The 23,941-nt window shown below is 68.2% G+C and carries 19 protein-coding genes and 1 pseudogene; 12 read left to right on the top strand and 8 right to left on the bottom strand.

The annotated features are described in order from the left end of the window. Positions 1-68: 68 nt before the first annotated feature. The 4 genes and pseudogenes from BAU06_RS22050 to BAU06_RS26345 form a co-directional block, all read left to right on the top strand. Positions 69-1,268, top strand: coding sequence for a CaiB/BaiF CoA transferase family protein (locus BAU06_RS22050; protein ID WP_066355672.1), 1,200 nt, complete (start codon positions 69-71; stop codon positions 1,266-1,268). A 33-nt stretch (positions 1,269-1,301) separates the two neighbouring features. Further along, the gene (locus tag BAU06_RS22045; RefSeq protein WP_066355671.1) at positions 1,302-2,156 is read left to right on the top strand and encodes a citryl-CoA lyase; all 855 of its coding nucleotides are present in this window, start codon (positions 1,302-1,304) and stop codon (positions 2,154-2,156) included. 127 nt (positions 2,157-2,283) lie between these two features. Beyond that, a complete protein-coding gene (locus tag BAU06_RS22040) occupies positions 2,284-3,390 on the top strand; it encodes a mandelate racemase/muconate lactonizing enzyme family protein (protein ID WP_066355670.1) in 1,107 nt (368 codons plus the stop codon). A 38-nt stretch (positions 3,391-3,428) separates the two neighbouring features. Then, positions 3,429-4,217: pseudogene (locus BAU06_RS26345) on the top strand (SMP-30/gluconolactonase/LRE family protein); the annotation flags it as partial. Positions 4,218-4,407: 190 nt separating this feature from the next. On the opposite strand, the gene BAU06_RS22035 reads toward BAU06_RS26345, so the two are convergent. From BAU06_RS22035 to BAU06_RS22005, 7 genes are all read right to left on the bottom strand, one after another. After that, positions 4,408-5,082 carry an amino acid ABC transporter permease gene (locus tag BAU06_RS22035; RefSeq protein WP_066359537.1) on the bottom strand — a complete coding sequence of 225 codons (675 nt, stop codon included), beginning with the start codon at positions 5,080-5,082 and terminating at the stop codon, positions 4,408-4,410. A 137-nt stretch (positions 5,083-5,219) separates the two neighbouring features. Then, the gene (locus BAU06_RS22030; protein WP_066355668.1) at positions 5,220-5,897 is read right to left on the bottom strand and encodes an amino acid ABC transporter permease; all 678 of its coding nucleotides are present in this window, start codon (positions 5,895-5,897) and stop codon (positions 5,220-5,222) included. Positions 5,898-5,949: 52 nt separating this feature from the next. Beyond that, a complete protein-coding gene (locus BAU06_RS22025) occupies positions 5,950-6,738 on the bottom strand; it encodes an amino acid ABC transporter ATP-binding protein (protein ID WP_066355667.1) in 789 nt (262 codons plus the stop codon). Between the two features lie 178 nt (positions 6,739-6,916). Beyond that, on the bottom strand, positions 6,917-7,768 hold the full coding sequence (locus BAU06_RS22020; protein WP_082993781.1) for a transporter substrate-binding domain-containing protein: 852 nt from the start codon (positions 7,766-7,768) through the stop codon (positions 6,917-6,919). Between the two features lie 89 nt (positions 7,769-7,857). After that, on the bottom strand, positions 7,858-9,330 hold the full coding sequence (hydA, locus tag BAU06_RS22015) for a dihydropyrimidinase (RefSeq protein ID WP_066355665.1): 1,473 nt from the start codon (positions 9,328-9,330) through the stop codon (positions 7,858-7,860). A 29-nt stretch (positions 9,331-9,359) separates the two neighbouring features. Continuing rightward, positions 9,360-10,283 carry a dihydrodipicolinate synthase family protein gene (locus BAU06_RS22010; RefSeq protein ID WP_066355663.1) on the bottom strand — a complete coding sequence of 308 codons (924 nt, stop codon included), beginning with the start codon at positions 10,281-10,283 and terminating at the stop codon, positions 9,360-9,362. A gap of 114 nt (positions 10,284-10,397) precedes the next feature. Beyond that, positions 10,398-11,321, bottom strand: a complete 924-nt coding sequence (locus BAU06_RS22005; RefSeq protein WP_066359529.1) for a LysR substrate-binding domain-containing protein — start codon at positions 11,319-11,321, stop codon at positions 10,398-10,400. Between the two features lie 155 nt (positions 11,322-11,476). On the opposite strand from BAU06_RS22005, the gene BAU06_RS22000 reads away from it, so the two are divergent. Both BAU06_RS22000 and BAU06_RS21995 read left to right on the top strand, forming a co-directional pair. Continuing rightward, a complete protein-coding gene (locus tag BAU06_RS22000) occupies positions 11,477-12,157 on the top strand; it encodes an aspartate/glutamate racemase family protein (protein ID WP_066355661.1) in 681 nt (226 codons plus the stop codon). A 2-nt stretch (positions 12,158-12,159) separates the two neighbouring features. Further along, positions 12,160-13,566 (top strand): FAD-binding oxidoreductase, encoded by a 1,407-nt coding sequence (locus BAU06_RS21995; protein WP_066355660.1) that lies wholly within the window; start codon positions 12,160-12,162, stop codon positions 13,564-13,566. A gap of 1,282 nt (positions 13,567-14,848) precedes the next feature. On the opposite strand, the gene BAU06_RS21990 is transcribed toward BAU06_RS21995, so the two are convergent. Then, positions 14,849-16,306: an N-acyl-D-amino-acid deacylase family protein gene (locus BAU06_RS21990; protein ID WP_066359523.1), complete on the bottom strand. Its 1,458-nt coding sequence runs from the start codon at positions 16,304-16,306 to the stop codon at positions 14,849-14,851. 304 nt (positions 16,307-16,610) lie between these two features. Between BAU06_RS21990 and BAU06_RS21985 the strand changes: the two genes are divergently transcribed. From BAU06_RS21985 to BAU06_RS21960, 6 genes are all read left to right on the top strand, one after another. Then, complete coding sequence (locus BAU06_RS21985; protein ID WP_066355659.1) at positions 16,611-18,050, top strand: M81 family metallopeptidase; 1,440 nt, start codon at positions 16,611-16,613, stop codon at positions 18,048-18,050. A gap of 79 nt (positions 18,051-18,129) precedes the next feature. Beyond that, complete coding sequence (locus BAU06_RS21980; protein WP_066355657.1) at positions 18,130-19,707, top strand: ABC transporter substrate-binding protein; 1,578 nt, start codon at positions 18,130-18,132, stop codon at positions 19,705-19,707. A gap of 75 nt (positions 19,708-19,782) precedes the next feature. Then, the gene (locus BAU06_RS21975) at positions 19,783-20,718 is read left to right on the top strand and encodes an ABC transporter permease (protein WP_066355656.1); all 936 of its coding nucleotides are present in this window, start codon (positions 19,783-19,785) and stop codon (positions 20,716-20,718) included. Positions 20,719-20,852: 134 nt separating this feature from the next. After that, complete coding sequence (locus tag BAU06_RS21970) at positions 20,853-21,731, top strand: ABC transporter permease (protein ID WP_066355642.1); 879 nt, start codon at positions 20,853-20,855, stop codon at positions 21,729-21,731. 14 nt (positions 21,732-21,745) lie between these two features. Beyond that, on the top strand, positions 21,746-22,837 hold the full coding sequence (locus BAU06_RS21965; protein ID WP_082993780.1) for an ABC transporter ATP-binding protein: 1,092 nt from the start codon (positions 21,746-21,748) through the stop codon (positions 22,835-22,837). A 19-nt stretch (positions 22,838-22,856) separates the two neighbouring features. Beyond that, the gene (locus tag BAU06_RS21960; RefSeq protein ID WP_066359519.1) at positions 22,857-23,900 is read left to right on the top strand and encodes an ABC transporter ATP-binding protein; all 1,044 of its coding nucleotides are present in this window, start codon (positions 22,857-22,859) and stop codon (positions 23,898-23,900) included. Positions 23,901-23,941 lie beyond the last annotated feature (41 nt).

Raw genomic sequence — 23,941 nt, 5'->3', positions numbered from 1 at the left:
GCGCGCCGGATCGCCGGCCGCCGGATCGCCGGTCGCCGCATTGTCGCAACGTAAAGAGGAAACTCCACATGTCCAAGCCCCTGGCAGGAATACGCGTCCTGGACCTGACCAACGTGCTGGCGGGCCCGTTCTGCTGTCATCAACTGGCCCATATGGGCGCCGACGTCATCAAGGTGGAAACGCCCGGCAGCGGCGACCTGGCGCGCCAGCTGGGGGCGGATGCGGACCTGAACAAGGCCCATATGGGCGTCTCGTTCCTGGCGCAGAACGCGGGCAAGCGCTCAATATCGGTGAACCTGAAGCATGCCGCCGGCAAGGAGCTTTTCCTGCGCCTGGTACGCGGCGCGGACGTGCTGGTGGAGAACTTCCGCCCCGGCGTAATGAAGCGGCTGGGCCTGGGCTTCGAGGTGCTGCGCGAGCATCGTCCCGACCTGGTCTACTGCGCGATCTCGGGTTTCGGGCAGGAGGGACCGCTGCGCGACTATCCCGCCTACGACCAGATCATCCAGGGCATGTCGGGCGTGATGAGCATTACCGGCGACGCCGAGACGGCGCCCTACCGTGTGGGGTATCCCATCGCCGACACCATAGGCGGCATGACGGCGGCATTCGCCGTGGCGGCGGCGTTGGCGGAGCGGCCCCGCACGCAGGCGCGCTTCATCGATGTGTCCATGCTGGAAGCCACGATGGCGACGATGGGCTGGGCCGTGTCCAACTATCTGGTTGCCGGACGCCAGCCCGGGCCCATGGGCAACGAGAACATCACCGCCAGTCCCTCGGGCACCTTCCGCACGGGCGAAGGCCTTCTGAACATTGCCGCGAACAAGCAAGAGCAGTTCGAGGCACTGTGCCGCGTCGTGGGCCGCGAGGATCTGCCCGCGCATCCCGATTACGCCGAACGGCATGCCCGGCTGCGCAACCGCTATGCCCTGAAGGCCGAACTGGAGTCGGCCCTGGCCGCGCGCGGCGCGCAGGAGTGGTGGCCGCTGCTGACGCAGGCGGGCGTGCCCTCCGGCCCCGTGTACACGGTGGAGCAGGCCCTGGCCCATCCTCAGGTCCGCGAACGCGGCATGGTGGCGACCTTCCCGGATGTGCCCGGCGTGGGACGCGACGTGCGCGTGGTGCGCACGGGCTTCAAACTGGACGGCGCGGCGCCGGCGGTGGACAGCCCGCCGCCGACACTGGGCCAGCACAATGAAACGCTATTGGCGGAGCTGGGATATACCCCGGAAGACATACGGCAACTAAAGGACCAGGGCGCGATCTGACGCGCACCGGGCACAAGGACGAACAGGTGCGAGATGAGCGATAACGACACGAACGAAGGACTGGAAAGCCGCAAGTGGTGGCACACCGGCATCACCGACATGCGGCCCGGGGTGATCCGCTACCACGGCTATGCCATCGAGGACTTGATCGGCAATGTGCGGTTCGCGCAGATGGCCTGGCTGATGCTGCGCGGCGAGCTGCCCACGCCGGGCCAGGGCAGGCTGCTGGATGCGGCCTTGATGGCGGGCGTGGACCACGGGCCGCAGGCGCCCAGCATCGCCATCGCGCGCATGGCGGCCACCTGCGGCGTCGGCCTGAACAACGCCATGGCCTCCGCGGTCAACGTGCTGGGCGACGTGCATGGCGGCGCCGGCGAACAGGCGGTAGAACTGTATGAGGACGTGGCGGCGCGCATGGACCAGGGCGTGTCGCGCGACGCGGCCGTGCAGGGCGCGCTGGACACGTATATCGAGAACCACGGGAAGTTCGTATCCGGCTTCGGGCATCGCTTCCATCCGGTCGATCCGCGCGCGCCGCGGCTGCTTGCGCTGGTCGACGAGGCCGCGCGGGCGGGCGAGGTCGGTGGCCGGTACGCCGCCATCGCGCGTGCCATCGAGGCCGAACTGGCCGCGCGCAAGGGCAGGACCATCCCCATGAACATCGACGGGGCGACGGCGGTGATCTATGCCGAGCTGGGCTTTCCCGCGCCGCTGGCGCGCGGCCTGTTCTGCCTGTCGCGTTCGGTCGGCATCCTGGCGCACGCCTGGGAACAGACGCGCCAGGGCGGCCGCAACAAGGGGCCCATCCCGCGACAGTACATCCCGCTTTACGACGGGCATCCGCCGCGTCCGCTGCCGCCGGAAGCGCTGGACGGACGCCAGGGCTGAACCGTGCGTGACGCGGCACGGGGCCATCGAGCGGGCCTTGCCGCTGCCGCGGCCCGTCGGCGTGGCGGGGACGTCCCTCGCGGCGCGATGCCGCCACGCCATGGTTGGAAGGACACAAGGAGACGCCATGCGCATAGAACGTATCGAGGCCATCCCGTTGCGGATGCCGCTGCCCCGGCCGCTGAAGGCCGCCACCGCCCTGATCACGCATCGCTGCACGGTGCTCACGCGCGTGTATACCGACCAGGGCGTGGTGGGGGAGTGTTTCGGCAATAACGAGGACACCGGCCAGGCGGAAATCCTGCGGCTGATCCGCGACGAACTCGCGCCGCTGCTGATCGGCCGCGATGCCTTCCTGGTAGAGGCCTGCTGGCAGGCGATGCAGCCCGCCACGCGCGATATCCTGCGCGACCGCCGCATGGCGATACGCGCCATCGCCTGCATCGACGCGGCACTGTGGGATGCGGTGGGCAAGGCGCTGAACGTGCCGCTGCACCGGATGTGGGGCGGCTATGCCGACGAGGTGCCCGCCTATGCCATGGGCGGTTATTACCGCGCCGAGGACGATCTGGGCGCGGTCGCGCGCGAAATGGCCGCGCTGCGCGAACAGGGTTTCGCCGGCTGCAAGCTGAAGGTGGGCGCCTTGTCGCCGCAGGCCGATGCCGAACGCGTGCGTGCCGCGCGCGATGGCGCGGGGCCGGGTTTCCGCTTGATGCCGGATCCCAACCAGGGCTGGAGCTACGAGCAGGCGCTGGCCTTTGCGCGGCTGGTCGAGCCGCTGGACATCTTCTGGCTGGAGGAACCCTGCTACTGGTCCAACGACCGCCAGGACCTGGCGCGCCTGCGCCGCACGGTGCCCATCCCGATCTGCGCGGGCCAGAGCGAGATCAGCGTGGCCGGATGCCGCGAGCTGATGGCGGCGGGCGCCATCGACATCTGCAATTACGATCCCAGCTGGGGCGGCGGCCCCACCGCCTGGCGCAAGGTGGCGGCGCTGGCGCAGGCGCATGGCGTGGGCGTGCTCTCGCACCTGGAGCCGCAAGTGGGCGCGATGCTGGCGGCGTCCGTGCCCAACGGCGTGGGCGTGGAGGTGATGCAGCCGGATCGCGATCCCCTTTACCACGCGCTGGTGGCCAATCGGCCGGCCATCGCCGGCGGCCGGCTTAAGCTGCCGGACGGGCCGGGCTGGGGCCTGGAGCTGGACCGCGATGTGGAAAAGCGCCTGGCGGCATGATCCGCCGCGCCGGAAGACCGATATAGCTGGAAACCGATATGTGGAACATGAGTTTTACACCCCCGCAGGTGATCGAGGCCCGTCCCTTGACGCGGCTGCCGGACCGCTTCCGCGACGCCCGCGACAACGCCTGGGCCGCGGCCAACAAGCCCGGCCATCGTGTCGATTGCTTCCTGGAAGGGCCGAGCTTCGACCGTGACGGCAACCTGTATGTCACCGACATTCCGTACGGAAGGATCTTCCGCATCGGCCCGACGCTGGACTGGGAGCTGGTCGCCGAGTACGACGGCTGGCCCAATGGCATCGCCATCCATGCCGACGGCAGGCTGTGGATCGCCGACTACCGGCGCGGCATCCTGCGCCTGGACCCGAAGACCGGCGCCATCGATACGCCGCTGGGCCACCGGAATTCCGAAGGCTTCAAGGGGCCCAACGACCTGACCTTCGATGCCGCGGGCAATCTCTATTTCACCGACCAGGGACAGACCGGCCTGCACGATCCCACGGGGCGCGTGTACCGGCTGTCGCCGTCCGGCAAGCTGGATCGCCTGCTGGACAATGTGCCCAGCCCCAATGGCATCGCCCTGGACCGCGACCAGGCCTTCCTCTACACCGCCGTTACGCGAGGCAATTCTGTCTGGCGCGGGCCCTTGCTGGCGGATGGATCCCTGTCCAAGGTCGGGGCCTTCCGGACCTTCTTCGGCACCAGCGGTCCCGACGGGCTGGCGGTGGATGCGGACAACCGACTGGCGGTCGCGCATGCCAGCCTGGGTGGCGCCTTCCTGGTGGCGCCCAATGGCGACGTGACGCATTTCGTCCGCAGCCCCATGGGCGGCACCGTTACGAACATCGCCTACCGGCCAGGCACGTCGCGGCTGGTGATGACGGAGTCCGCTAGCGGAACCGTCCTGGAAGCGGAGCTGCCGGCGCCGGGGCTGCGGCTGTTCTCGCACGGGCCGGCGCCGGGCTGTGCGTGCTGCCCGCGTGCGTGCGTCGCGGCGCCTGGCCGCCGTGGGTTCAACGCGGCGCGATATGCCGATGTTCCAGACGGCTCAACAGCCGCACCACCGGCCACAGCAGCGCCAGGTAGAACAGCGCCGCCAGCACGATGGGAGAAGGGTTGTACACCAGCGACTGCGCGTCGCGCGCGACACGCAGCAGCTCCGGCAAGGCGACCGCGCTGGCCAGCGTGGTCAGCTTCACGACTTCCAGCGTGTTGCTGATCAGGTCCGGCATGACGTTGCGCGTGGCCTGCGGGATTTGTATATGCCAGAGCGTCTGCGCGGCGCTCAGGCCGGTGGAGCGGGCGGCCTCGATCTGGCCGCGCGGCACGCTTTCCAGCCCGGCGCGGAAGACCTCGCCGTAGTAGGAAGAGTTATTCAGCATGAAGCCGATGGCCACGGCGAGCAGCTTTGGCAGGTCCAGGCCCAGGAAGGGCGCGCCGAAGTAGATGAAGATCAACAACACCAGCGGCGGTAGCGCGCGGAAGAAATCGATGTAGGCGGCCAGCAGAAAGCGCGCCCAGCGCCGCTTCAGCGTGATGGACAGCACGCCTATCGCCAGCCCGGACGCCAGGCCGACAGGGATCACGATCGCCGACAGCATCAGCGTGCGGCCCAGGCCCTGCAGCAGGTAGGGCGCCACGCTGCGGTAGATGTCCAGGTTGAAGAAATTCTGCAGCAATTCATCCATGTTCACGGCCTATGCGTGTGCGTGTGCGTGTGCGTGTTCATATGCGTGGGCGGGGTCGTGCCGCGTGCTTGCCGGTCGCGTCCCGTGCCAGCGGCCATCCCGGCTTGCGCGCGAGCCATCGACCGGTGCCCCGGCATCTAGCTCTTCCAACGGAAGCGCGTTTCCACCCACCGTCCCAACAGCACGACGGGAATGAAGATCGCCAGGCAGGCGATCGCGCCCAGGGTCAGCGGCGTGGCGTTGCCGGCGTTGCTGCTGGCCGATTGCGCGTTGTTCAGGACCTCGCTCAGGCCGACCACCGAGCCCAGCGCCGTGCTCTTGGTGATGGCGATGAGCCGGTTCGTCAGCGGCGCCACGGTCAGGCGCACGGCCTGGGGCATGACGACATGGAGCATGGTCTGCAGCCATCCGAGGCCGGTGGCGCGGGCGGCCTCGGCCTGGCCGCGCGGCACGGACAGGATGCCGGCCCAGAAGATCTCTTCGGCGAATGCCGCCAGGACCAGCGTCAGGGACAGCCAGGTCGCCGTGAAGGCGGACATCGACAGGTTGATATAGGGGAAGGCGAAGAACAGCACCATGATGACCACCAGCGGCGGCAAGGCGCGCAGGATGTCGGCGAAGCAAATGATGGCGGCATTCAGCACGCGCAGGTGCAGGGCGCGCAGCAACGCCAGCACGAAGCCCAGCGCCAGTCCGCTGACGGCCACCGCGGCGCCCAGTTGCAGGGTGACCCACATGCCGGCCAGGATGTCGGGCAGATAGCGCCAGGCGACGTCGGCATTGAAGAAGGAGAAGGCGAAGGCTTTCAGATCCATGGCGTTTCCGGTGCGCGGCGTTTTCCTTGGCGAGGCGTGTCCCGCGTGGAATTCATGCCGCTCGTGCTTCGGCGCCGTCCGGGCCGCCCGTGCCGCCGGCGCCGGGATCGGCCATGCGGGCCAGGAAGCTGCGCGTGCGCGGGTGCGTGGGCGCGCCGAAGACCTGTTCCGGCGGACCTTGCTCCACGATCGCGCCGCCATCCATGAAGACGACGCGGTCGGCGGCGGCGCGGGCGAAGGCCATTTCGTGGCTGACCACCACCATGGTCATGCCGTCGCCCTTGAGTTCGCGCATGACGTTGAGCACGCCGCCCACCAGTTCGGGGTCCAGCGCGCTGGTCGGTTCGTCGAACAGCACGATCTTGGGGCGCAGCGCCAGCGCGCGGGCGATGCCCACGCGCTGCTGCTGTCCGCCCGACAACTGGTCCGGATAGGCATCGCCGCGATCCGCCATGCCCACGCGGCGCAGCGCCTCCAGCCCGCGCCGGTCCGCTTCCGCGCGGCCCAGCTTCTGCACCTTGCGCAGCGCCAGCGTGACATTGCCCAGCGCCGTCATGTGCCGGTACAGGTTGAAGTGCTGGAACACCATGCCGATGTTCTGCCGGATACGGTTCAGGTCGGCCCCATGCGCGGTGATCTCGTCGCCGTCCACCACGATCTGCCCCGCCGTGACCGTCTCCAGGCGATTGCAGCAGCGCAGCAGGCTGCTCTTGCCGGAGCCCGACGGCCCGATCACGAACACCAGCTCGCCCCGCCGCACATCCAGGTCCACGCCCTTCAAGACCTCGTTCTTCCCGTAGGACTTGTGCAGACCCACAACCCGCAAGATGGGACGTTCCATATCAGTCATCCATAACCAGACATACCGCAAGAATCGAGTGCCCCTCGATCGGGGACGCCGTGGAGCCGGCTTCGCCGGTCCACAGGCGTCGCCCCCTCGAGGGGGGAGCGCGGAGCGCTTCGGGGGTGGGTGTTTCCCTCGGGGGGAGCGCGGAGCGCTTGGGGGTGGGCCCTTCCCTTCAGCAGTTCGGTTTGACGGGCGTGGCGTCGTAGCCTTCCAGGCCGGGCACGCCCTGGCCTTCGCCGACGGTCGCGGCGGCCGAGCCGGGCGCGGGGGTGAACCCGAACCACTTCTGCGCCAGCCTGGAGACCGTGCCGTTTTGCTTCAGGCATTTCAGCGCGGTGGAGACCTTGTCGCGGCCGGCCTGGTCGTCCTTGCGGAAGGCCAGGGCCCAGACCAGGCCGGTCTGGATGGTGTAGCTGGTCTTTACCGCCGGGTTCTGCTTGGCCGCCCAGGCACTGACGGTATTGCCGGCCAGGTTGGCGTCCGCGCGGCCCGACTGCACCGCCTGCACCGCGTCGGCGTTGGTGGCGTAGACGTCGTACTTGAAGCCGTACTTGGCTGCATTGTCATGGGCCCAGTTTTCATAGGCCGAGCCCTTGTTGACGGCGATGGTCTTGCCCTTCAGGTCCTGCAGTCCCGCGATGTCCGGCTTGGACTTTGCGACCAGGAAGGTGTAGTCGGTGTTGAGATAGCCTTCGGAGAACAGCAGCGATTTGGCGCGTTCGGGCGTGGCCGTGGTCGGCGCCAGCACGAAGTCGTACTTCTTCGCGTTCAGGCCGGGTATCAGCGCCGAGTATTCCGTGCCTTCGATGGTGATGGTCGTGCCCAGCTGCCTGGCCAGGGCCTCTCCCAGGTCGATATTGAAACCCTGAAGCCCGCCTCCCAGCTTGGGCATGGCGTGCGGCGCGAAGGTGGCATCCACGCCCGTGACCAGCGGCGGGGCGCTCCAGGCTGGACCGGCGCAGGCAACGGCGAACAAGGCGCCGGCCAGGCAGGCGGCCAGGGATGGGAAGGCGGTTCGTATCATGGGTCGGTCCTCGGTAAGGGCGGCGTCGATGCAGGGCGGTTCGCAGGCCTGGGTGCAGGCATGTCGTTGCGTGAAAACCCCTGGCGCCGTCAGGCGCCCGGGGCGAAGACCTTGCGCATGATGCTGTTGGGATTGCCGTTCAGGCGTTGGCGCAGCACGGGTTCCGGGGTGCCGCGCTTCAGGAACCGGCCGCTGCCCCGCTCGGCATGCAGGCTGCCGTCGCGCACGACGATGCGGCCGCGGCTGGTGACGATCTCCGGCCAGCCGCACAGCGTGCGGCCCTCGTAGGGCGTGTAGCCGACCTGATCGTGCAGCATGCCCGCGCTGACGCGCACTTCGCGTTCGGGGTTCCATACCGCGATGTCGGCATCGGCGCCGACGGCGATGGTGCCCTTGCGCGGATGCAGGCCATAGGTGCGCGCATGATTGGTGGACGTCACGGCGACGAAGCGTTCTATCGTCATGCGGCCCGTCAGCACGCCTTCGGAGAACAGCAGCGGCATGCGCAGTTCCAGCCCCGGCACGCCGTTGGCCATGTCCTTGAAGGTGGTCTGGTCGCCCTTGGGCAGCTTGCCGCTGGCATCGAAGCGGTAGGGCGCGTGATCGGAGGAATACATCTGCAGCGTGCCGTCCAGCAGGCCTGCCCACACCGCCTGCTGCGAGGCGGCGTCGCGCGGCGGCGGGCTGCAGCAATATTTGGCGCCTTCCAGGCCGTCGCGGTCCAGGTCCTCCTGCGTCAGGAACAGGTACTGCGGGCAGCTTTCGGCCAGGATGGGCAGGCCCAGGGCCTGCGAGGAATGAATCACGCGTACCGCCTCCAGCCCCGCCACGTGCACGATCAGCAGCGGCACATCCATCAGGCGGGCCAGCGCCACGGCGCGGTGGGTGGCTTCGCTCTCGGCGATGGGATCGTGGGCGACGGCGTGGTACTTGGGCGCGGTCATGCCGCGCTCCACCAGGCGCCGGGCGATCCAGCGGATCATGTCGTTGTTCTCGGCATGGACCATCACCAGCGCGCCCTCGCGGTTGGCGACTTCCAGCACGTCCAGCAGCTGGAAGTCGTCCAGCTTCAGGCGCTCGTAGGTCATGTAGACCTTGAACGAGGTAATGCCGTCGCGGATCAGTGCCGGCAGGTCCTGCTTGAGCGCCTGTTCGGTGGGATCCGACAGGATCAGGTGAAAGCCATAATCGATGACGGCTTTTTCCGCCGCGCGGCGGTGGTAGTCGGCGACGACTTCCGGGATGGCATTGCCGCGGTGTTGCGCGGCGAAGGGGATGATGGTGGTGGTGCCGCCGAAGGCCGCCGAGACGGTCGCGCTGTAGAAATCGTCGGCGCACATCACGCCCATGCCGGACAATTGCTCGACGTGGCAGTGGCTGTCGATGCCGCCGGGCAGCACCCAGCGTCCCTGGACATCGATGTCCTCGCGCCCGGGCGGCAGGTTCTGCGCGACGGCGGCGATGATGCCGTCGCGCACGCCGATATCGGCGTGGAACGTTTCGGATGCCGTACTGATGCGGCCATTGCGCAGGGTCAGGTCGAACTCGCCGGATACAGCCATGGTGATGATTCCTTGCTAGTGATACGGGCTCAGGCGATGCGTTGCGCGCCCGGCATGTCCAGCGACAGGCCGACGCGCCGCACCGTGGCTTCCAGTTCGGCGGCGGTGACGGGGTCGATGCGCATGCCGGGCGCACGCAGCGCGTTGCTGCGGATGGCGCCGCGCCGCTGGTAGATGTACTTGCGCAGCGCCAGGCCGATCCTGGGCTGGAACTCGTAGCGGATCAGCGGGCAGTAGCGATCGAAGATCGCCGCCGCGCCGGCCTCGTCGCCAGCCGCATGGCGCTCGTAGATGGCGACCAGGATTTCCGGGAAGGCGAAGCCCGTCATCGTGCCGACGGCGCCGCGCTGCAATTCCTCCAGGAAGTACACGCCGCCCAGGCCGCCGAAGATTTTCATGGGGGCATCGCCGCACAGCTCGCGGATGCGGGTGATCTTCTGGCCCACCGGCGGTTCTTCCATCTTGATGGCGTGCACGCCGCCTTCGCGCGCCAGACGCGCCACGACTTCCGGGCGGATCTCGGTGCCGAAGGAGTCCGGGAAATCGTGGATCACCACCGGAATGCTGACGGCTTCCGCGACGGCCTTGTAGTAGTCGAACAGCAGGGCGTCATTGGCGTTGTCCAGCGGCGCGGCGAACACGGCGGCCGCGCCCAGTTCCTGCGCCTCGCGCGCCTGCTCGATGGCGCCGGCGATGCCCAGGCCGCGCACGCCCACCCACACCGGCGCGCGGCCGTCGGCCTGTTCGACGAAGGTGCGCAGCACCAGCCGGCGCTCGGCCGCCGACAGCTTGTGCAGCTCGCCCAGGAAACCGAGTACCGCCAGGCCCTTGATGCCGGTTTGCAGCAGGAAGTCCACCAGGCCGCGGATGCTGTCGGTGTCGACCTGCAGGGCATCGTCGAACGGCGTCGGGCAGATGGTGAAAACGCCTTGGGCGTCGGGTGGGGCGGTCATCTCGTCTCCATGTCGGTCGGTTGCCCGGCTGGCCGCGCCGGGCATGGATGACCATCCTAAAGGCGATCCCGCAGAACTCCACTTGCTTTTTTATCGGCGACCTATAACACGCCGTTAATTTCGGGTTTGCCCGGATGCCAGGTCGAATCCCTGGGCGCGCATGGTCAGGCGCAGGGTATCGACGAAGGCCTGGGCCAGCTGCGACAGGGGCTCGAAGCGCGATTGCAGCAGGCTGGCGGTCAGCACCTTGGACTGGGCGATGGGCCGCACCACGAACTCGCCGGAGGTACGGCTGCGCACGGAGAACTCATCGACGATGGCGATGCCGGCGCCCGCCTGCACCAGGGAACAGGCGTTCTGGGGGGAGCTGACCTCCACCGCCAGCCGCCGGGGTTCGCCCGCTTCCTGGTACATCTGTTCCACCAGCGCGCCGAAGGGCGTATCCACCCCATAGGAGATCAGGGGGTAGGGCAACAGGTCCTGGATCGTCAGCATGGCGCGGTGCGCCAGGGGATGGTTATAGGGGCAGATGCAGACCAGCCGGGCCTCGCCGATGGGCTGGGCGACCAGATTGGGATGCTGGGCGGGCAGGATGACCACGCCGAGCTCGGCGCGGTTGTCCAGCAGCATCTGGGTCAGCGGACGGAAGGACAGCGCCTGGAAGGTGACCTTCACGTCCTCGTGCGCCGCGCGGAAGGCCGAGATGGCCAGCGGTATCAGCATGTGGCCGATGCTGGGGCTGGACACGATGTGCAGGATGCCGGTGCGGCGCTCGGCCAGTTCGCCCGCGAGCTCGCCGACGCGGCGCACGCCGGCGTAGACGTTTTCCACTTCGCGGAACAGCTGCCGGGCCTCCGGCGTGGGGTACAGCCGCCCCTTGATGCGCTCGAACAGGCTGAAGCCCAGGCGCTGTTCGGTGTGCGCCAGCAGCCGGCTGACGGCGGGCTGGGAGACGAACAGCAGCTTGGCCGCGCCACTGATCGAACCGGTGGTCATGACGGCGCGGAATACTTCGATCTGCCTGAGATTGAGCAACATGGCGATAGGGTGGTCCGGAAGGCGGCGGAGCGGTGCGCCGGCCGCCATAACAACATGTTAAGCGCGGCCGACAAAATGACATTGCCGCGCGCCCGCGGCCCGCTGATAGACTCGCCCGGGATAGGCCCCGATAGGCCCTTTGCGCAAGGAAAGCCATGGAACGGACGCTGTACGTCATCAACCCGAATTCTACCCAGGCGGTGACCGACGCCTTCGACGCCGGCCTGGCGCCGCTGCGCGTGCCCGGCGGGCCGCGCATCGCCTGCCTGACGCTGCGCGAAGGGCCCCCCGGCATCCAGACCCAGCTGGACGTCGAGAACGTCACCTTGCCGCTGGTGCGCATGGTGCAGGGACTGGACCGCGAGCACGGCGACGCGGCGGCCGGCTACGTGATCGCCTGCTTCAGCGATCCCGGCCTGCACGCGGTGCGCGAGGCCACAAGCAAGCCGGTGCTGGGGATCAGCGAATGCGGCATCCTGACCGCGATGACCCTGGGCCAGCGTGTCGGCGTCATCGCGATCCTGCGCCAGTCCATCCCCCGTCACGGCCGCATGTTCGGCGCCATGGGCATCGGCGGCCGCATCGCGGCCGAGCTGCCCCTGGGCCTGGGCGTGGTGGAACTGGCCGACGCCGCCCGTACCCGCGAGCGCCTGGCCGATGTGGGCCGCCAATTGCGCGACGCGCACCAGGCCGACGTCATCGTGCTGGGCTGCGCCGGCATGGCGGCCTACCGCGAATGGCTGCAGGCCGAACTGGGCCTGCCGGTGGTCGAACCCACCCAGGCCGCAACCGGCATGGCCATCGCCCGCATACTGCTGAACGCCGCGGCGCGCTAGGCATGGACGGCGAACTGATCCGCCGCCTGGCCCACGTGGTCGGCGACGAGGGCCTGGTGCTGGACGAGGCCGCCCAGGCGCCCTATGTGGAAGACTGGCTGCGCAAATGGCGCGGCCGCACGCCGGTGGTGGTCCGGCCGCGCAATACGACGGAAGTCTCCGCCGTCATGCGCCTGTGCCGCCAGACGGGCACGCCGGTGGTGCCGCAAGGCGGCAATACCGGCATGAGCGGCGGCGCGGCGCCGGACGATAGCGGCGCGCAGGTGATCCTGAGCCTGAACCGCATGAAGCGGATCCGCGAAGTGGATGCCGTCAACAATACGATCACCGTGGATGCCGGCGTGCTGCTGGCCGAGGTGCAGGCCGCGGCGCGCGACGCCGGCCGCTACTTTCCGCTGAGCCTGGGCGCGGAGGGCAGCTGCACCATAGGCGGCAACCTGGCCACCAATGCGGGCGGGACGGCGGTGCTGCGTTACGGCAATACCCGCGACCTGGCGCTGGGCCTGGAAGTCGTGCTGCCCGACGGCCGCGTCTGGAGCGGCCTGCGCGGCCTGCGCAAGGACAATACCGGCTACGACCTGCGTGGCCTGTTCATCGGCTCGGAAGGAACGCTGGGCATCATCACTGGCGCGGTACTCAAGCTGTATCCGCGGCCGCTGGGGCGGGCGACCGCCTGGGTGGGCGCCGGATCGCCGGACGCCGTCGTATCCCTGCTGTCGCGCATGCAAGGGCAGTGCGGGGAGCGCCTGACGGCCTTCGAGATGATGTCCGCGTATTGCGTGGATCTGGTGCGGGCGCATGTGAGCGATGCGGTGTGTCCCTTGGAAAGCGCCCATGCCTACCATGCGCTGATCGAGTTGTCGGATGCCGCGGCGGAAGGCCTGGGCGATATCCTGGAACGGTCGCTGGCCGGTGCGCTGGAAGACGGGTTGATCGCGGATGCGGCCATCGCCACCAGCGAGTCGCAGGCGCGTTCGATGTGGCGTCTGCGCGAGGGGATCTCGCAGGCGCAGGTGCGGGCGGGGAAGGCGGTAAAGCACGATATCGCGCTGCCGATTTCGCGCTTGGCGGCGTTCATCGAAGAGGCGGACGCGGCGGTATCGGAGGCGTTCCCCGGGCTGCCGATCGTGAATTTCGGCCACGTGGGGGATGGGAATCTGCACTACAACGTGCTGCTGCCCTTGGATGTGTCGCAAGAGGATTACGGGCGGTATACGGCGGGGTTGAATCGCTGCGTGCATGATCTGGTGGTCCAGCGGGGGGGCAGCATTAGCGCGGAACACGGCGTGGGGCAGCTGCGGCGGGACGAATTGCGGCGGTACAAATCGACCGTCGAGATGGATCTGATGCTGATGATCAAGCGGGCGCTGGATCCGGATCAGTTGATGAATCCGGGGAAGTTGTTGTAGCGGTGGTGCGGGATGCCGGCGGTGGCAATGCCGTGGGTGTTCCGGGCGGCAGCGTTGGCGGATGGATCTTCCGGGGGGCTTCGGAGGGCTGTTGGTCGCTTTGATCGGGGTGTTCTTCGGTCGCTTCGCTTGGGGCTTTTGCCGGTTGGTTTGCTTGGGGGCTTTGCCGGTTGGTTTGCTTGGGCCGTCCGCCGGGGATGATGCCTGTCGCGGCCGGACCAATCGACCGGTCCGGGCCCCAGGGCCCGGACACCGCATCGCTGACCTCGTCCGCCGGGCGTTGGGTCGTTGTGTCCTTCTCCATGGCGTCCGCGCCACGGCTCCCTACGGTGCCCGCTCGCTCGGTCTCAATGGTCCGGCCCCGACAGGCATCATCCCCGGCGAACTCCGCCGTGCCTTATTGTCGGTTGCTGGCTCGGTCTTTGTTCTTGGCGCTTCGTGGGTAGGGGTTGGAGCTTCAGGAAGATCTTTCGTTGCCCGTCGATCCTTGGCCGCCCAGCGCGGCCAAGGATCGCCTACGTGCTGGAGCATGCCGGGGTGGGGGTGTGCGGGGGTGGTGGTATGCAATGGGTCGTGGCATGCAATGGGTCGTGGCATGCGATGGGTCCTGGCATGCGATGGGTGGTGCATGCGTTGGGTGGTGGCATGCAATGGGTGGTGGCATGCAATGGGTGTTGGCATGCGGCGGGTTGGGCTCTGGAGTGGAGGCTATGGCCGCCCGGAATCTGGGGGGAAACGAGTCGGTGTGGGCGGGCCGCCAGCCGGCCCGCCCACACCGTAGGCAATGTGCCTTGCCACGGATCCGATGGTGGGTACGGGTGTGTCGATAGCTTCGCCATGAACCGGGCGACGCGAACGCCGCCGCATGTCGCGGTATGGAAGATCATTCCGGACCCGCAGGGGGGCCGGAATGATCGGACCCTGCGAAGTCTTCCAACACCGGAGCAAGAGCCCACGAAGGGCCAAGCAAGCCGTCGGTCGCGGCATCCGTGAATGAGGCACAGCGGAGTTCGCCGGGGGTGATGCCTGTCGGGGCCGGACCATTGAGACCGAGCGAGCGGGTACCGTAGGGAGCCGTGGCGCGGACGCCATGGAGAAGGACGCAACGACCCAGCGCCCGGCGGACGAGGTCAGCGATGCGGTGTCCGGGCCCCGGGGCCCGGACCGGTCGATTGGTCCGGCCCCGACAGGCATCACCCCCGGCGGACGGCCCAAGCAAACCCACCGGGGGGACGGCCCAAGCAAACCGACCGGGCGGACAGCCGGTTCGCGGGCGAGCCCTTTACCGGTTGGCCCGCCCCGGACGGTCCGCGATGAACCGGCCCGGCCGTGCGCCCGTGGCGTTGCCGTCCAGCCAGGTCGCCACGCCGCCCACGAACACATGCCGCATCCCCGTGCAAACCTGCGTCGGTTCGTCGAACGTCGCGTTGTCGATGATCGTCTCCGGGTCGAACACCGCCAGATCGGCATGGAAGCCCGGAGCGATGCGGCCGCGTTCGTGCAGGCCCAGGCGCAGCGCCGTCAGTCCCGTCATCCGGTACACCGCGGTCTCCAGCGGAAACAGCCCCAGCTTGCGTCCGTAGTGGCCAAGCACGCGCGGGAAAGTCCCCCACAGGCGCGGATGCGGACGGCCTTCGCTGGCCAGGCCGTCCGAGCCTATCATCGTGTCCGGGTACGTCAGGATGCGGCGCACATCGCCGTCGTCCATGATGAAGTACACCGCGCCCGCCGGCAGCAGCGCTTCGGCGGCTTCCCTCGGGCTGACCTTCCATTCGCGCGCCAGGTCTTCCAGGTAGCGGCCGGCCGCCTCCGGATGCGGCTCGGACCACGTGATCATCGTGCGGTCGCAGATCTCCACCCGTTCCGGCCGCAGAATGGTCGACGACGCATCGTAGGGATAGCAATCCAGGCAGACCTGCTGCGCGCGGGCCGCTTCCCCGATGCGCGCCAGCGTCTGTGCCGAGCGCCCGTGGTTCTGCTTGCCCACCAGCTTGTGATGCGAAATCACGACCGGCACATTCAGCGCCGCCCCGATGCGCAGGCTCTCCTCGATCGCCTCCATCACCCGATCGCCCTCGTCGCGCATATGCGTCGCGTAGACACCGCCCAGCCGCTTCATCGGCTCGCACACCGCGATGATCTCGTCCGCCGTGGCCGCCGCCGCCGGCGGGTAGAAGGTGCCCGTCGACACGCCCAGGGCGCCATCGTTCAGCGCCTGCTCCACGTCGGCGCGCATGGCGTCGATCTCCGTTCCCGTCGCCGGCCGCGTCACCTCGCCCATGCGCATCACGCGCAGCGTCGAATGGCCCACCATGGCCGCCACGTTGACCGCCGGCGCCGTGGCGTCGATGGCCTTGCGATAGTCCGCGAAGCTGGCGCAGGCCTGGCCGCGGCCAAGCAGGTTGAGCGGCGGCACCAGCGTCTCGTGGCCGCGCAGCGGCGCCAGGCTGATGCCGCAATTGCCGTTGACCACCGTCGTGACGCCCTGCGACACCTTGGGCAGCATGTCCGGCATATCCAGCACGGCGCGGTCGTCGTGGGCATGGCTGTCGATGAAGCCGGGCGCCACCGCCAGGCCGGTGACGTCCAGCCGCTGCGTGGCCGGCGCGCCGGACAGGTCTCCCAGCGCCGCGATGCGGCCCGCGCGCACGCCCAGGTCCGCCCGCCGCCGGGGAGCGCCCGTGCCGTCCACGATATCGCCGCCGTGCAGAATCAGATCGTAGGGTTGCTGCGTGTCCATGTTCGCGGTCCGGTGCCAGTAATGGGGATGCGGCATTGTGCGCCCGCGTCCGGCGCCAGGCCAATGCCTATGGCTGCATGCGTCATAACTTTTTGGCATGCTGCGGACCTGCCGGGATGGCGGTCTGGTACAGGCTATTAGCGTTAACCCTAGGGGCGCAAGCAATATCCCCTTGCGGCATAACCATTTGTTATGGACCCTGGCCCAATTGCTATTTGTACGGCCGGGCGGCCAGGCGGCATGATGCGCCAGGATTTCGCCCGCGGGCGCGGCGCTCGGGCGCTTCCCTTCCAAGGACAACAGCATGCGTATTTTCAGCGCCGGCCTCGGCACCGAAACCAACACCTTCGCGCCCCTGCCGACCAGCCTCGAATCGTTCCGCGGCCGGGAATACTTTCCCGCCGGCACGCATCCCGACACGCCGACCTCCCAGGGAGCGCCGCTTTGGGTGGCGCGCAGGCGCGGCCGTGCGCTGGGCTGGACGCTGAAGGAAGGGCTGGTCGCCACCGCGCAACCGAGCGGCATCACCACGCGCTCGGCCTACGAGACGCTGCGCGACGAAATCCTGGCCGACCTGCGTGCGGCCTTGCCGGTGGACATCGTGCTGCTGGGCCTGCATGGCGCCATGGTGGCCGACGGCTACGACGACTGCGAGGGCGACCTGTTGGCGCGGGCGCGCGAGATCGTCGGGCCGGACGTGGTGATCGGCACCGAGCTGGACCCGCATGCGCACCTGAGCCCGCTGATCGTGGAAAGTGCCGACATCGTGGTGCTGTACAAGGAATATCCCCATACCGACATCGTGCATTGCGCCGAGCAATTGCTGGACCTGTGCCTGGACAAGGCGCAGGGCAGGACGCGCCCCGTGGCCGCCATGGTCGACTGCCAGATGGTGGTGCCCATGCACACCTCGCGCGATCCGGCCTTGTCCTTCGTCGACAAGCTGCGCCGGATGGAAGGCAAGGATGGCGTGCTTTCGCTGTCTTTTTCCATGGGCTTCGCCACAGGCGACGTGCCGGAGATGGGCACCAAGGTCCTGGTGTACACCGACGGCGACCCGGGCAAGGCCCACGCCCTGGCGCGCGAGCTGGCCGACGAGTTGATCGCCCGGCGGGAAAGCCTGATGGTCGAGTACCGCACCGTGGACCAGGCCATCGACGAGGCCCTGGCCTTCGACGGCGGTCCGGTGGTGCTGGCCGACCGCGCCGACAATCCCGGCAGTGGCGCGCCGGGGGATTCGACCTTCGTGCTGCGCCGACTGCTGGAGCGCGGCATCCCGAACGCCGCGCTGGGACCGCTGTGGGATCCCATGGCGGTGCGCATCGCCTTCGACGCGGGCGAGGGCGCCACGCTGCCCATGCGCCTGGGCGGCAAGATAGGCCCGCTGTCCGGCGAGCCCGTCGATGCCGACTGTACGGTGCTGGCGCTGCGCCGCGACATGACGATGACCGGCCTGACGGGCAGCCCCATGGCCATGGGCGATTGCGCGCTGGTGCGGGCCGGCGGCGTGGACATCGTGCTGGTGTCGCAGCGCAACCAGGCGATGAACATAGACCTGTTCACCCGGTTGGGCTGCGATCTGACGGCGCGCAAGATCGTGGTGGTGAAGTCGGCGCAGCATTTCCATGCGTCGTTCTCGCGGATTGCCCGGCACATCGTCTACGTCGGCGCGCCCGGCGTCGCCACGCCCGACTGGAAAACCCTGACCTACAAGAAGATCCGCATGCCCAAGTGGCCTTTGTAAGGCGGGCGGTACCGTCGCCCGCCGGCCTGCCCGCATCCGCCCATTCCCGTTCCTTCGATTCCGACCACGGAGCCGTTCCATGAAACGCCGCATACTTTCCGCGCTCGCCACCTTTTCGATGGCCTTCGCCTGCCTGGCCGCCGGGCCCGTCCATGCCCAGGGCAAGACCCTGCGGCTGGTGCCCTATGCCGACCTGAAGGTGCTGGATCCCTTCTTCACCACCGCCTACATCACCCGCAACTTCGGGTTCATGGTGTACGACACCCTGTTCGCGCCGGATGCCAAGGGCGTTCCGCAGCCGCAGATGGTGGCCGAGTACAAGACCTCGGCCGACGGCAAATCCTGGACCTTCACCTTGCGCGACGGGCTGAAGTTCAGCGACGGCAATCCGGTCAGGTCCGCCGACGTGGTGGCCTCGCTGCAGCGCTGGGAAAAGCGCGACAACATCGGCCGCGCCATGGTGGCGGCCGGCGGCAAATGGGCGGCGGTGGACGACAAGACCTTCACCCTGACCCTGGATCAGCCCTTCGGGCCGGTGCTGGACGGCCTGGCCAAGGTTGCCAGCTATCCCGCGTTCATCATTCCGGAACGCCTGGCCAGGATGCCCGACACCTCGCCGCTGAACGAGGTCGTGGGCTCCGGGCCCTATCTGTTCAAGCGCGACGAGTGGGTGCCCGGCAGCAAGCTGGTATTCGTGCGCAATCCCGCCTACGTGGGCCGCAGCGAGCCGCCTTCGGGCCTGGCGGGCAACAAGACCTCGCACGTGGATCGCGTGGAGTGGGCCATCCTGCCGGATTCCAACAGCGCCATCGCCGCGCTCAAGAACAATGAAGTCGACATGATCGAGGAAGTGCCGCCCGACTATATCGACGCGCTGCGCGCCGACAGCGCCATCCATGTGGGCGTGACCGGCAAATCGCAGGCCTACATCATCATGAACTTCCTGAATCCGCCGTTCGACAAGGTGCAGGCGCGCCAGGCGCTGCGCCATGCCATCGACCAGGAGAAGTTCGTGACCGCCATGGGCTATCCCGCCGACATGCGCATGGCCTATTGCGCCACCTACTTCATCTGCGGCAGTCCCAACGAAACCAGTGCCGGCGCGGAGCCCTATCGCAAGGTGGACATGGCCCTGGCCAAGAAGCTGCTGGCGGAATCCGGCTACAAGGGCGGGAAGATCGCCGTGCTGCTGCCCACCGACGTGGCCTACCTGAACTCCGCCACGCTGGTGGCGATCCAGGCCATGCAGGACCTGGGCATGAACCTGGATATCCAATCCATGGACTGGGCCACGGAAACCGCGCGCCGCGCCAGCAAGAACCCGGTGGACAAGGGCGGGTGGAGCATCTACCTGTCCTCGGCCGCGGACTACAGCGTGAATTCGCCGATCAACAACACCTATCTGGGCGCGGCCTGCGGCAACAGCCTGCCGGGCTGGCCCTGCGACAAGCAGCTGGACGAGCTGCGCACGCAGTGGATCGCCGCCACCGATCCGGCCAGGCGCAAGGAATTGTTGGACAAGTTCCAGGAGCGCGCCTACGAGGCCATTCCCTATATCGCGGTGGGCCAGTACAACCGCGTGCATGCGGTGCGCAAGTCGGTCCAGCACAGCAACCTGCTGTGGGGCCTGCCCAATGTCTGGGTGTTGGACAAGTAAGGCTGCCGCCCCGCCGCCCCGCCGCGGCCCTGCCCCTGGCGTGACATCGATACAGCATCAGAAGCCGGAGTTCCCATGGCTTATGTCATACGGCGCGTCCTCGCCACCCTGCCTGTCATGGCGGTGGTGGCGGTGATCGTCTTCCTTCTTATCCATCTGTCGCCGGGCGACCCGGCGGCGCTGATCGCCGGCGACCTTGCCACGGCGGAAGACATCCAGCGCCTGCACGTGGCGCTGGGCCTGGACCAGCCCTTGTGGCGGCAGTTCTTCCTGTGGGCGGGCAGGCTGTTCCAGGGCGACCTGGGAACGTCGCTCTTCACGCAGGTGCCGGTATCCAGCCTGCTGGCGCAGCGCCTGGAGCCGACGCTGTCGATCGCGCTGCTGACGATGGGGCTTTCCATCCTGGTGGCGATCCCGCTGGGCGTGCTGGCCGCCTACAAGGCGGGTACCTGGATCGACCGCATTGTCATGGTGTTCGCCGTGCTGGCATTTTCCGTGCCCGTGTTCCTGGTGGGCTATCTGCTGATCTACGGCTTCGCGGTGCAGCTGCACTGGCTGCCGGTGCAGGGCTACACGCGGCTGTCCAGCGGGCTGTGGCCCTGGCTGCGCAACCTGATCCTGCCTTGCGTGAACCTGGCGCTGGTGTACATCGCCCTGATTACCCGCATGACCCGGGCCACGGTGCTGGAAGTGCTGCACGAGGACTATATCCGCACCGCGCGCGCCAAGGGCCTGGGCGTGATGCCGGTACTGGGCCATGCCCTGCGCAATGCCGCGATACCCATCGCCACCACGGTGGGCGTGGGCATCGCGCTGCTGATCGGCGGCGTGGTCGTGACGGAAACCGTGTTCGCCATCCCCGGCATCGGGCGGCTGGTGATCGATTCGGTGCAGCACCACGACTATCCGGTCATCCAGAGCGTGCTGCTGTTGTCGGCCGGCGTCTATGTGCTGATCAATCTGCTGATCGACCTGAGCTATCGGCTGTTCGATCCACGCATACGTTATTGACGCGGCCCCGGGGGAAACATTACATGACCGAGACCACATCTTCCGCGGCGGGGTCGGCGCACTCGCGCGACACCGCCACGTCGGGCGCGACCGGCGTGCCGGCCACCGCGGTGCTGCTTGGAGCGGATGCCGCGATGGCCGGCGCCGATGCGGCCCTGGCGGCCGCCATCGAGCCGCCGCCTTCGCTGCGCTGGCGCTGGCTGCGCAAGCACCCGACCCTGATCCTGGGCATCGCGCTGCTGCTCGTCATCGCCGCGGTGTCGCTGGCGGCGCCCTGGATCGCCACCCACAATCCCACCGCGATCAACCCGCTGCAGCGCCTGAAGCCGCCGTCGGCCGAGCATTACTTCGGCACGGACGCGCTGGGCCGCGACGTGTTCAGCCGCGCCGTATGGGGCGGCCGCGTATCGCTTATCGTGGCGATCTCCGTGGCGGCGCTGGCCACCGTGCTGGGCGTGGCGCTGGGCCTGATGGCCGGCTTCGTGCGCTGGGCCGATTCCATCATCATGCGCGTGATGGACGGCATGATGGCCATTCCCGACATCCTGCTGGCCATCGCCCTGATGGCGGTGATACGCGCCAGCCTGTCCACGGTCATCCTGGCCATTACCATCCCCCAGGTGCCGCGCGTCGTGCGCCTGGTGCGTTCGCTGGCGCTGACCCTGCGCGAACAATTGTTCGTGGAGGCCGCCCATGCCATCGGCACGCGCCTGCCGGTGATCCTGGTGCGGCACGTCCTGCCCAATATCGTGACGCCGCTCATCGTGCAGGCCACCTTCATCGCCGCCACCGCGGTGCTGACCGAGGCCGTGCTGTCCTTCCTGGGCGTGGGCGTGCCGGCCCAGGTGCCCAGCTGGGGCAACATGATGGCCGAGGGACGTAACTTCGTGGCGGTGGCCTTTACCATCATCCTGTATCCCGGCACGCTGCTGGCGTTGACGGTCCTGTCCATCAACATGATGGGCGACGGGCTGCGCGATGCGCTGGACCCGCGCCTGGCCAACCAACTGTAAGGGGACGGTGCGATATGACTGAAGCCTTGTCGTCCGCGCCCGTCCTGCTGGAAGTGGACAATCTGTCGACCTGGTTCGATACCGTCGCCGGTACCGTCAGGTCGGTCAATGGCGTTTCATACCAGGTGCGCGCCGGCCAGACGCTGGGCGTGGTGGGGGAGTCGGGCTGCGGCAAGAGCGTGACCGCGCTGTCCATCATGCGCCTGCTGTCCATGCCGCCGGCCCGCTTTGCCGGCGGCGCGATACGCTATCGCGGCACCAACCTGCTGGACCTGAACGAGAAGCAGATGCGCGCGATCCGCGGCAACCGCATCTCCATGATTTTCCAGGAGCCCATGACCTCGCTCAATCCGGTGCTGACGGTGGGGCGGCAGATCGCCGAGACCGTCATGCTGCACCAGAAGGTCGGCCGCCGCGTCGCCATGGCGCGCGCCACGGAGATGCTGCGCCTGGTGCAGATCGCCGAGCCCGAACGGCGCGTCAACGAATATCCGCACCAGCTGTCCGGCGGCATGCGCCAGCGCGTGATGATCGCGCTGGCCCTGTCCTGCAATCCGGAAGTGCTGATCGCCGACGAGCCCACCACCGCGCTCGATGTCACCATCCAGGCGCAGATCCTGGACCTGTTGCGCGGCTTGCAGCAAAAGCTGGGCATGGGCATCGTCATGATCACGCACGACCTGGGCGTGGTCGCCGAGTGCTGCCAGCGCGTGGTGGTGATGTATGCCGGCCGCAAGGTGGAAGAGGCGCCGGTGGCCGATCTGTTCGATCGTCCCCTGCATCCCTATACGCGCGCCTTGATGGCTTCCATGCCGTCGATGAACACCGCCGGGCGGCTGACGGAAATACCGGGCATGGTGCCGCCGCCCACGCAGCTGGGCCTGGGCTGCAGCTTCGCGCCGCGCTGTCCCTACGCCACCGAGCGCTGCCGTCGCGAAACACCGCCCCTGCGGGCCTTGGGCGAGGACCATGCGGTCGCCTGTTTCGAGGCGGAACGGGTGGCCGGCGTGGCGCCGGCGGCCGCCGCGGGCAGGGACACGGCATACGGCGGGGCGATGGCCCCGGCCCCGGGGGCGGTCCGCGCGGGCAAGGAAGTGGAGGAATGACGGTATGAATGCGATCCCCATGCAGGCCGGCGGCGGCGCCGCCACGCCCGCCGCGCCCGATGCGGCCGCCGCCACGCCCTTGCTGCAGGTGCGCGAGCTGGTCAAGCACTATCCTGGTTCGTCGGCCTGGCTGGGCCGCCGGCGGCCCACCGTGCAGGCCGTGGATGGCGTGTCCTTCGACGTGGCGCGCGGCGAAACGCTATCGCTGGTGGGCGAGTCGGGCTGCGGCAAGACCACCACGGGCAAGTCCATCCTGCGCCTGATCGAGCCCACTTCCGGATCCGTCCTGCTGGAGGGCGAGGACATCGCCCGGCTGGACATGTCGCGCATGCGCGAGCGGCGGCGCGACATGCAGATCATTTTCCAGGATCCCTATGCGTCGCTGAACCCGCGCATGACGGCGGGCGCCATCGTCGCCGAGCCCATGCGCAATTTCCCCGGCGAGCACGGACATGGGGCGCGCGAGCGCGCCGAGCGGGTCGCGTGGCTGTTTTCCAAGGTGGGCCTGCGGCCGGAAGCGATGAAGAAGTTTCCGCACGAGTTCTCCGGCGGCCAGCGGCAGCGGCTGGGCATCGCGCGCGCGCTGGCCCTGCGTCCCAAGCTTATCGTCTGCGACGAACCGGTATCCGCGCTGGACGTGTCGGTGCAGGCGCAGGTCATCAACCTGTTGATGGACCTGCAGAAGGAATTCGGCATCGCCTATCTGTTCGTCGCGCACGATCTTGCCGTGGTGCGGCATATCAGCCATCGCGTCGCCGTGATGTACCTGGGCCAGATCGTGGAGCTGGCGGACCGCGACACCTTGTTCTCGCGGCCGCTGCACCCCTATACCGAGATCCTGCTTTCGGCGGTCCCCGTGCCCGATCCGCATGTGCGCAGCCAGCGCATATTGCTGCGCGGCGATCCACCCAGCCCGGCCAATCCGCCCAGCGGCTGCCGTTTTCATACCCGCTGCCCGCTGGCGCAGCCCATCTGCAAGCAGGAGCGGCCGGCGCTGACGCCCCGGCCCGCGAATGGCGGTGCCGCGGGCGCGACGCAATGGGTGGCGTGCCACTTCCGTTGAGCGCCGGCGGCGCGGGCCGGGCGATACACGCCCGTCCGTGC

This window comes from Bordetella bronchialis (genome assembly GCF_001676705.1).
Lineage (GTDB): Bacteria > Pseudomonadota > Gammaproteobacteria > Burkholderiales > Burkholderiaceae_B > Bordetella_C > Bordetella_C bronchialis.
The sequence above is the reverse complement of the archived record's forward strand: the minus strand, read 5'-3'. Positions and strand labels throughout refer to the sequence as shown.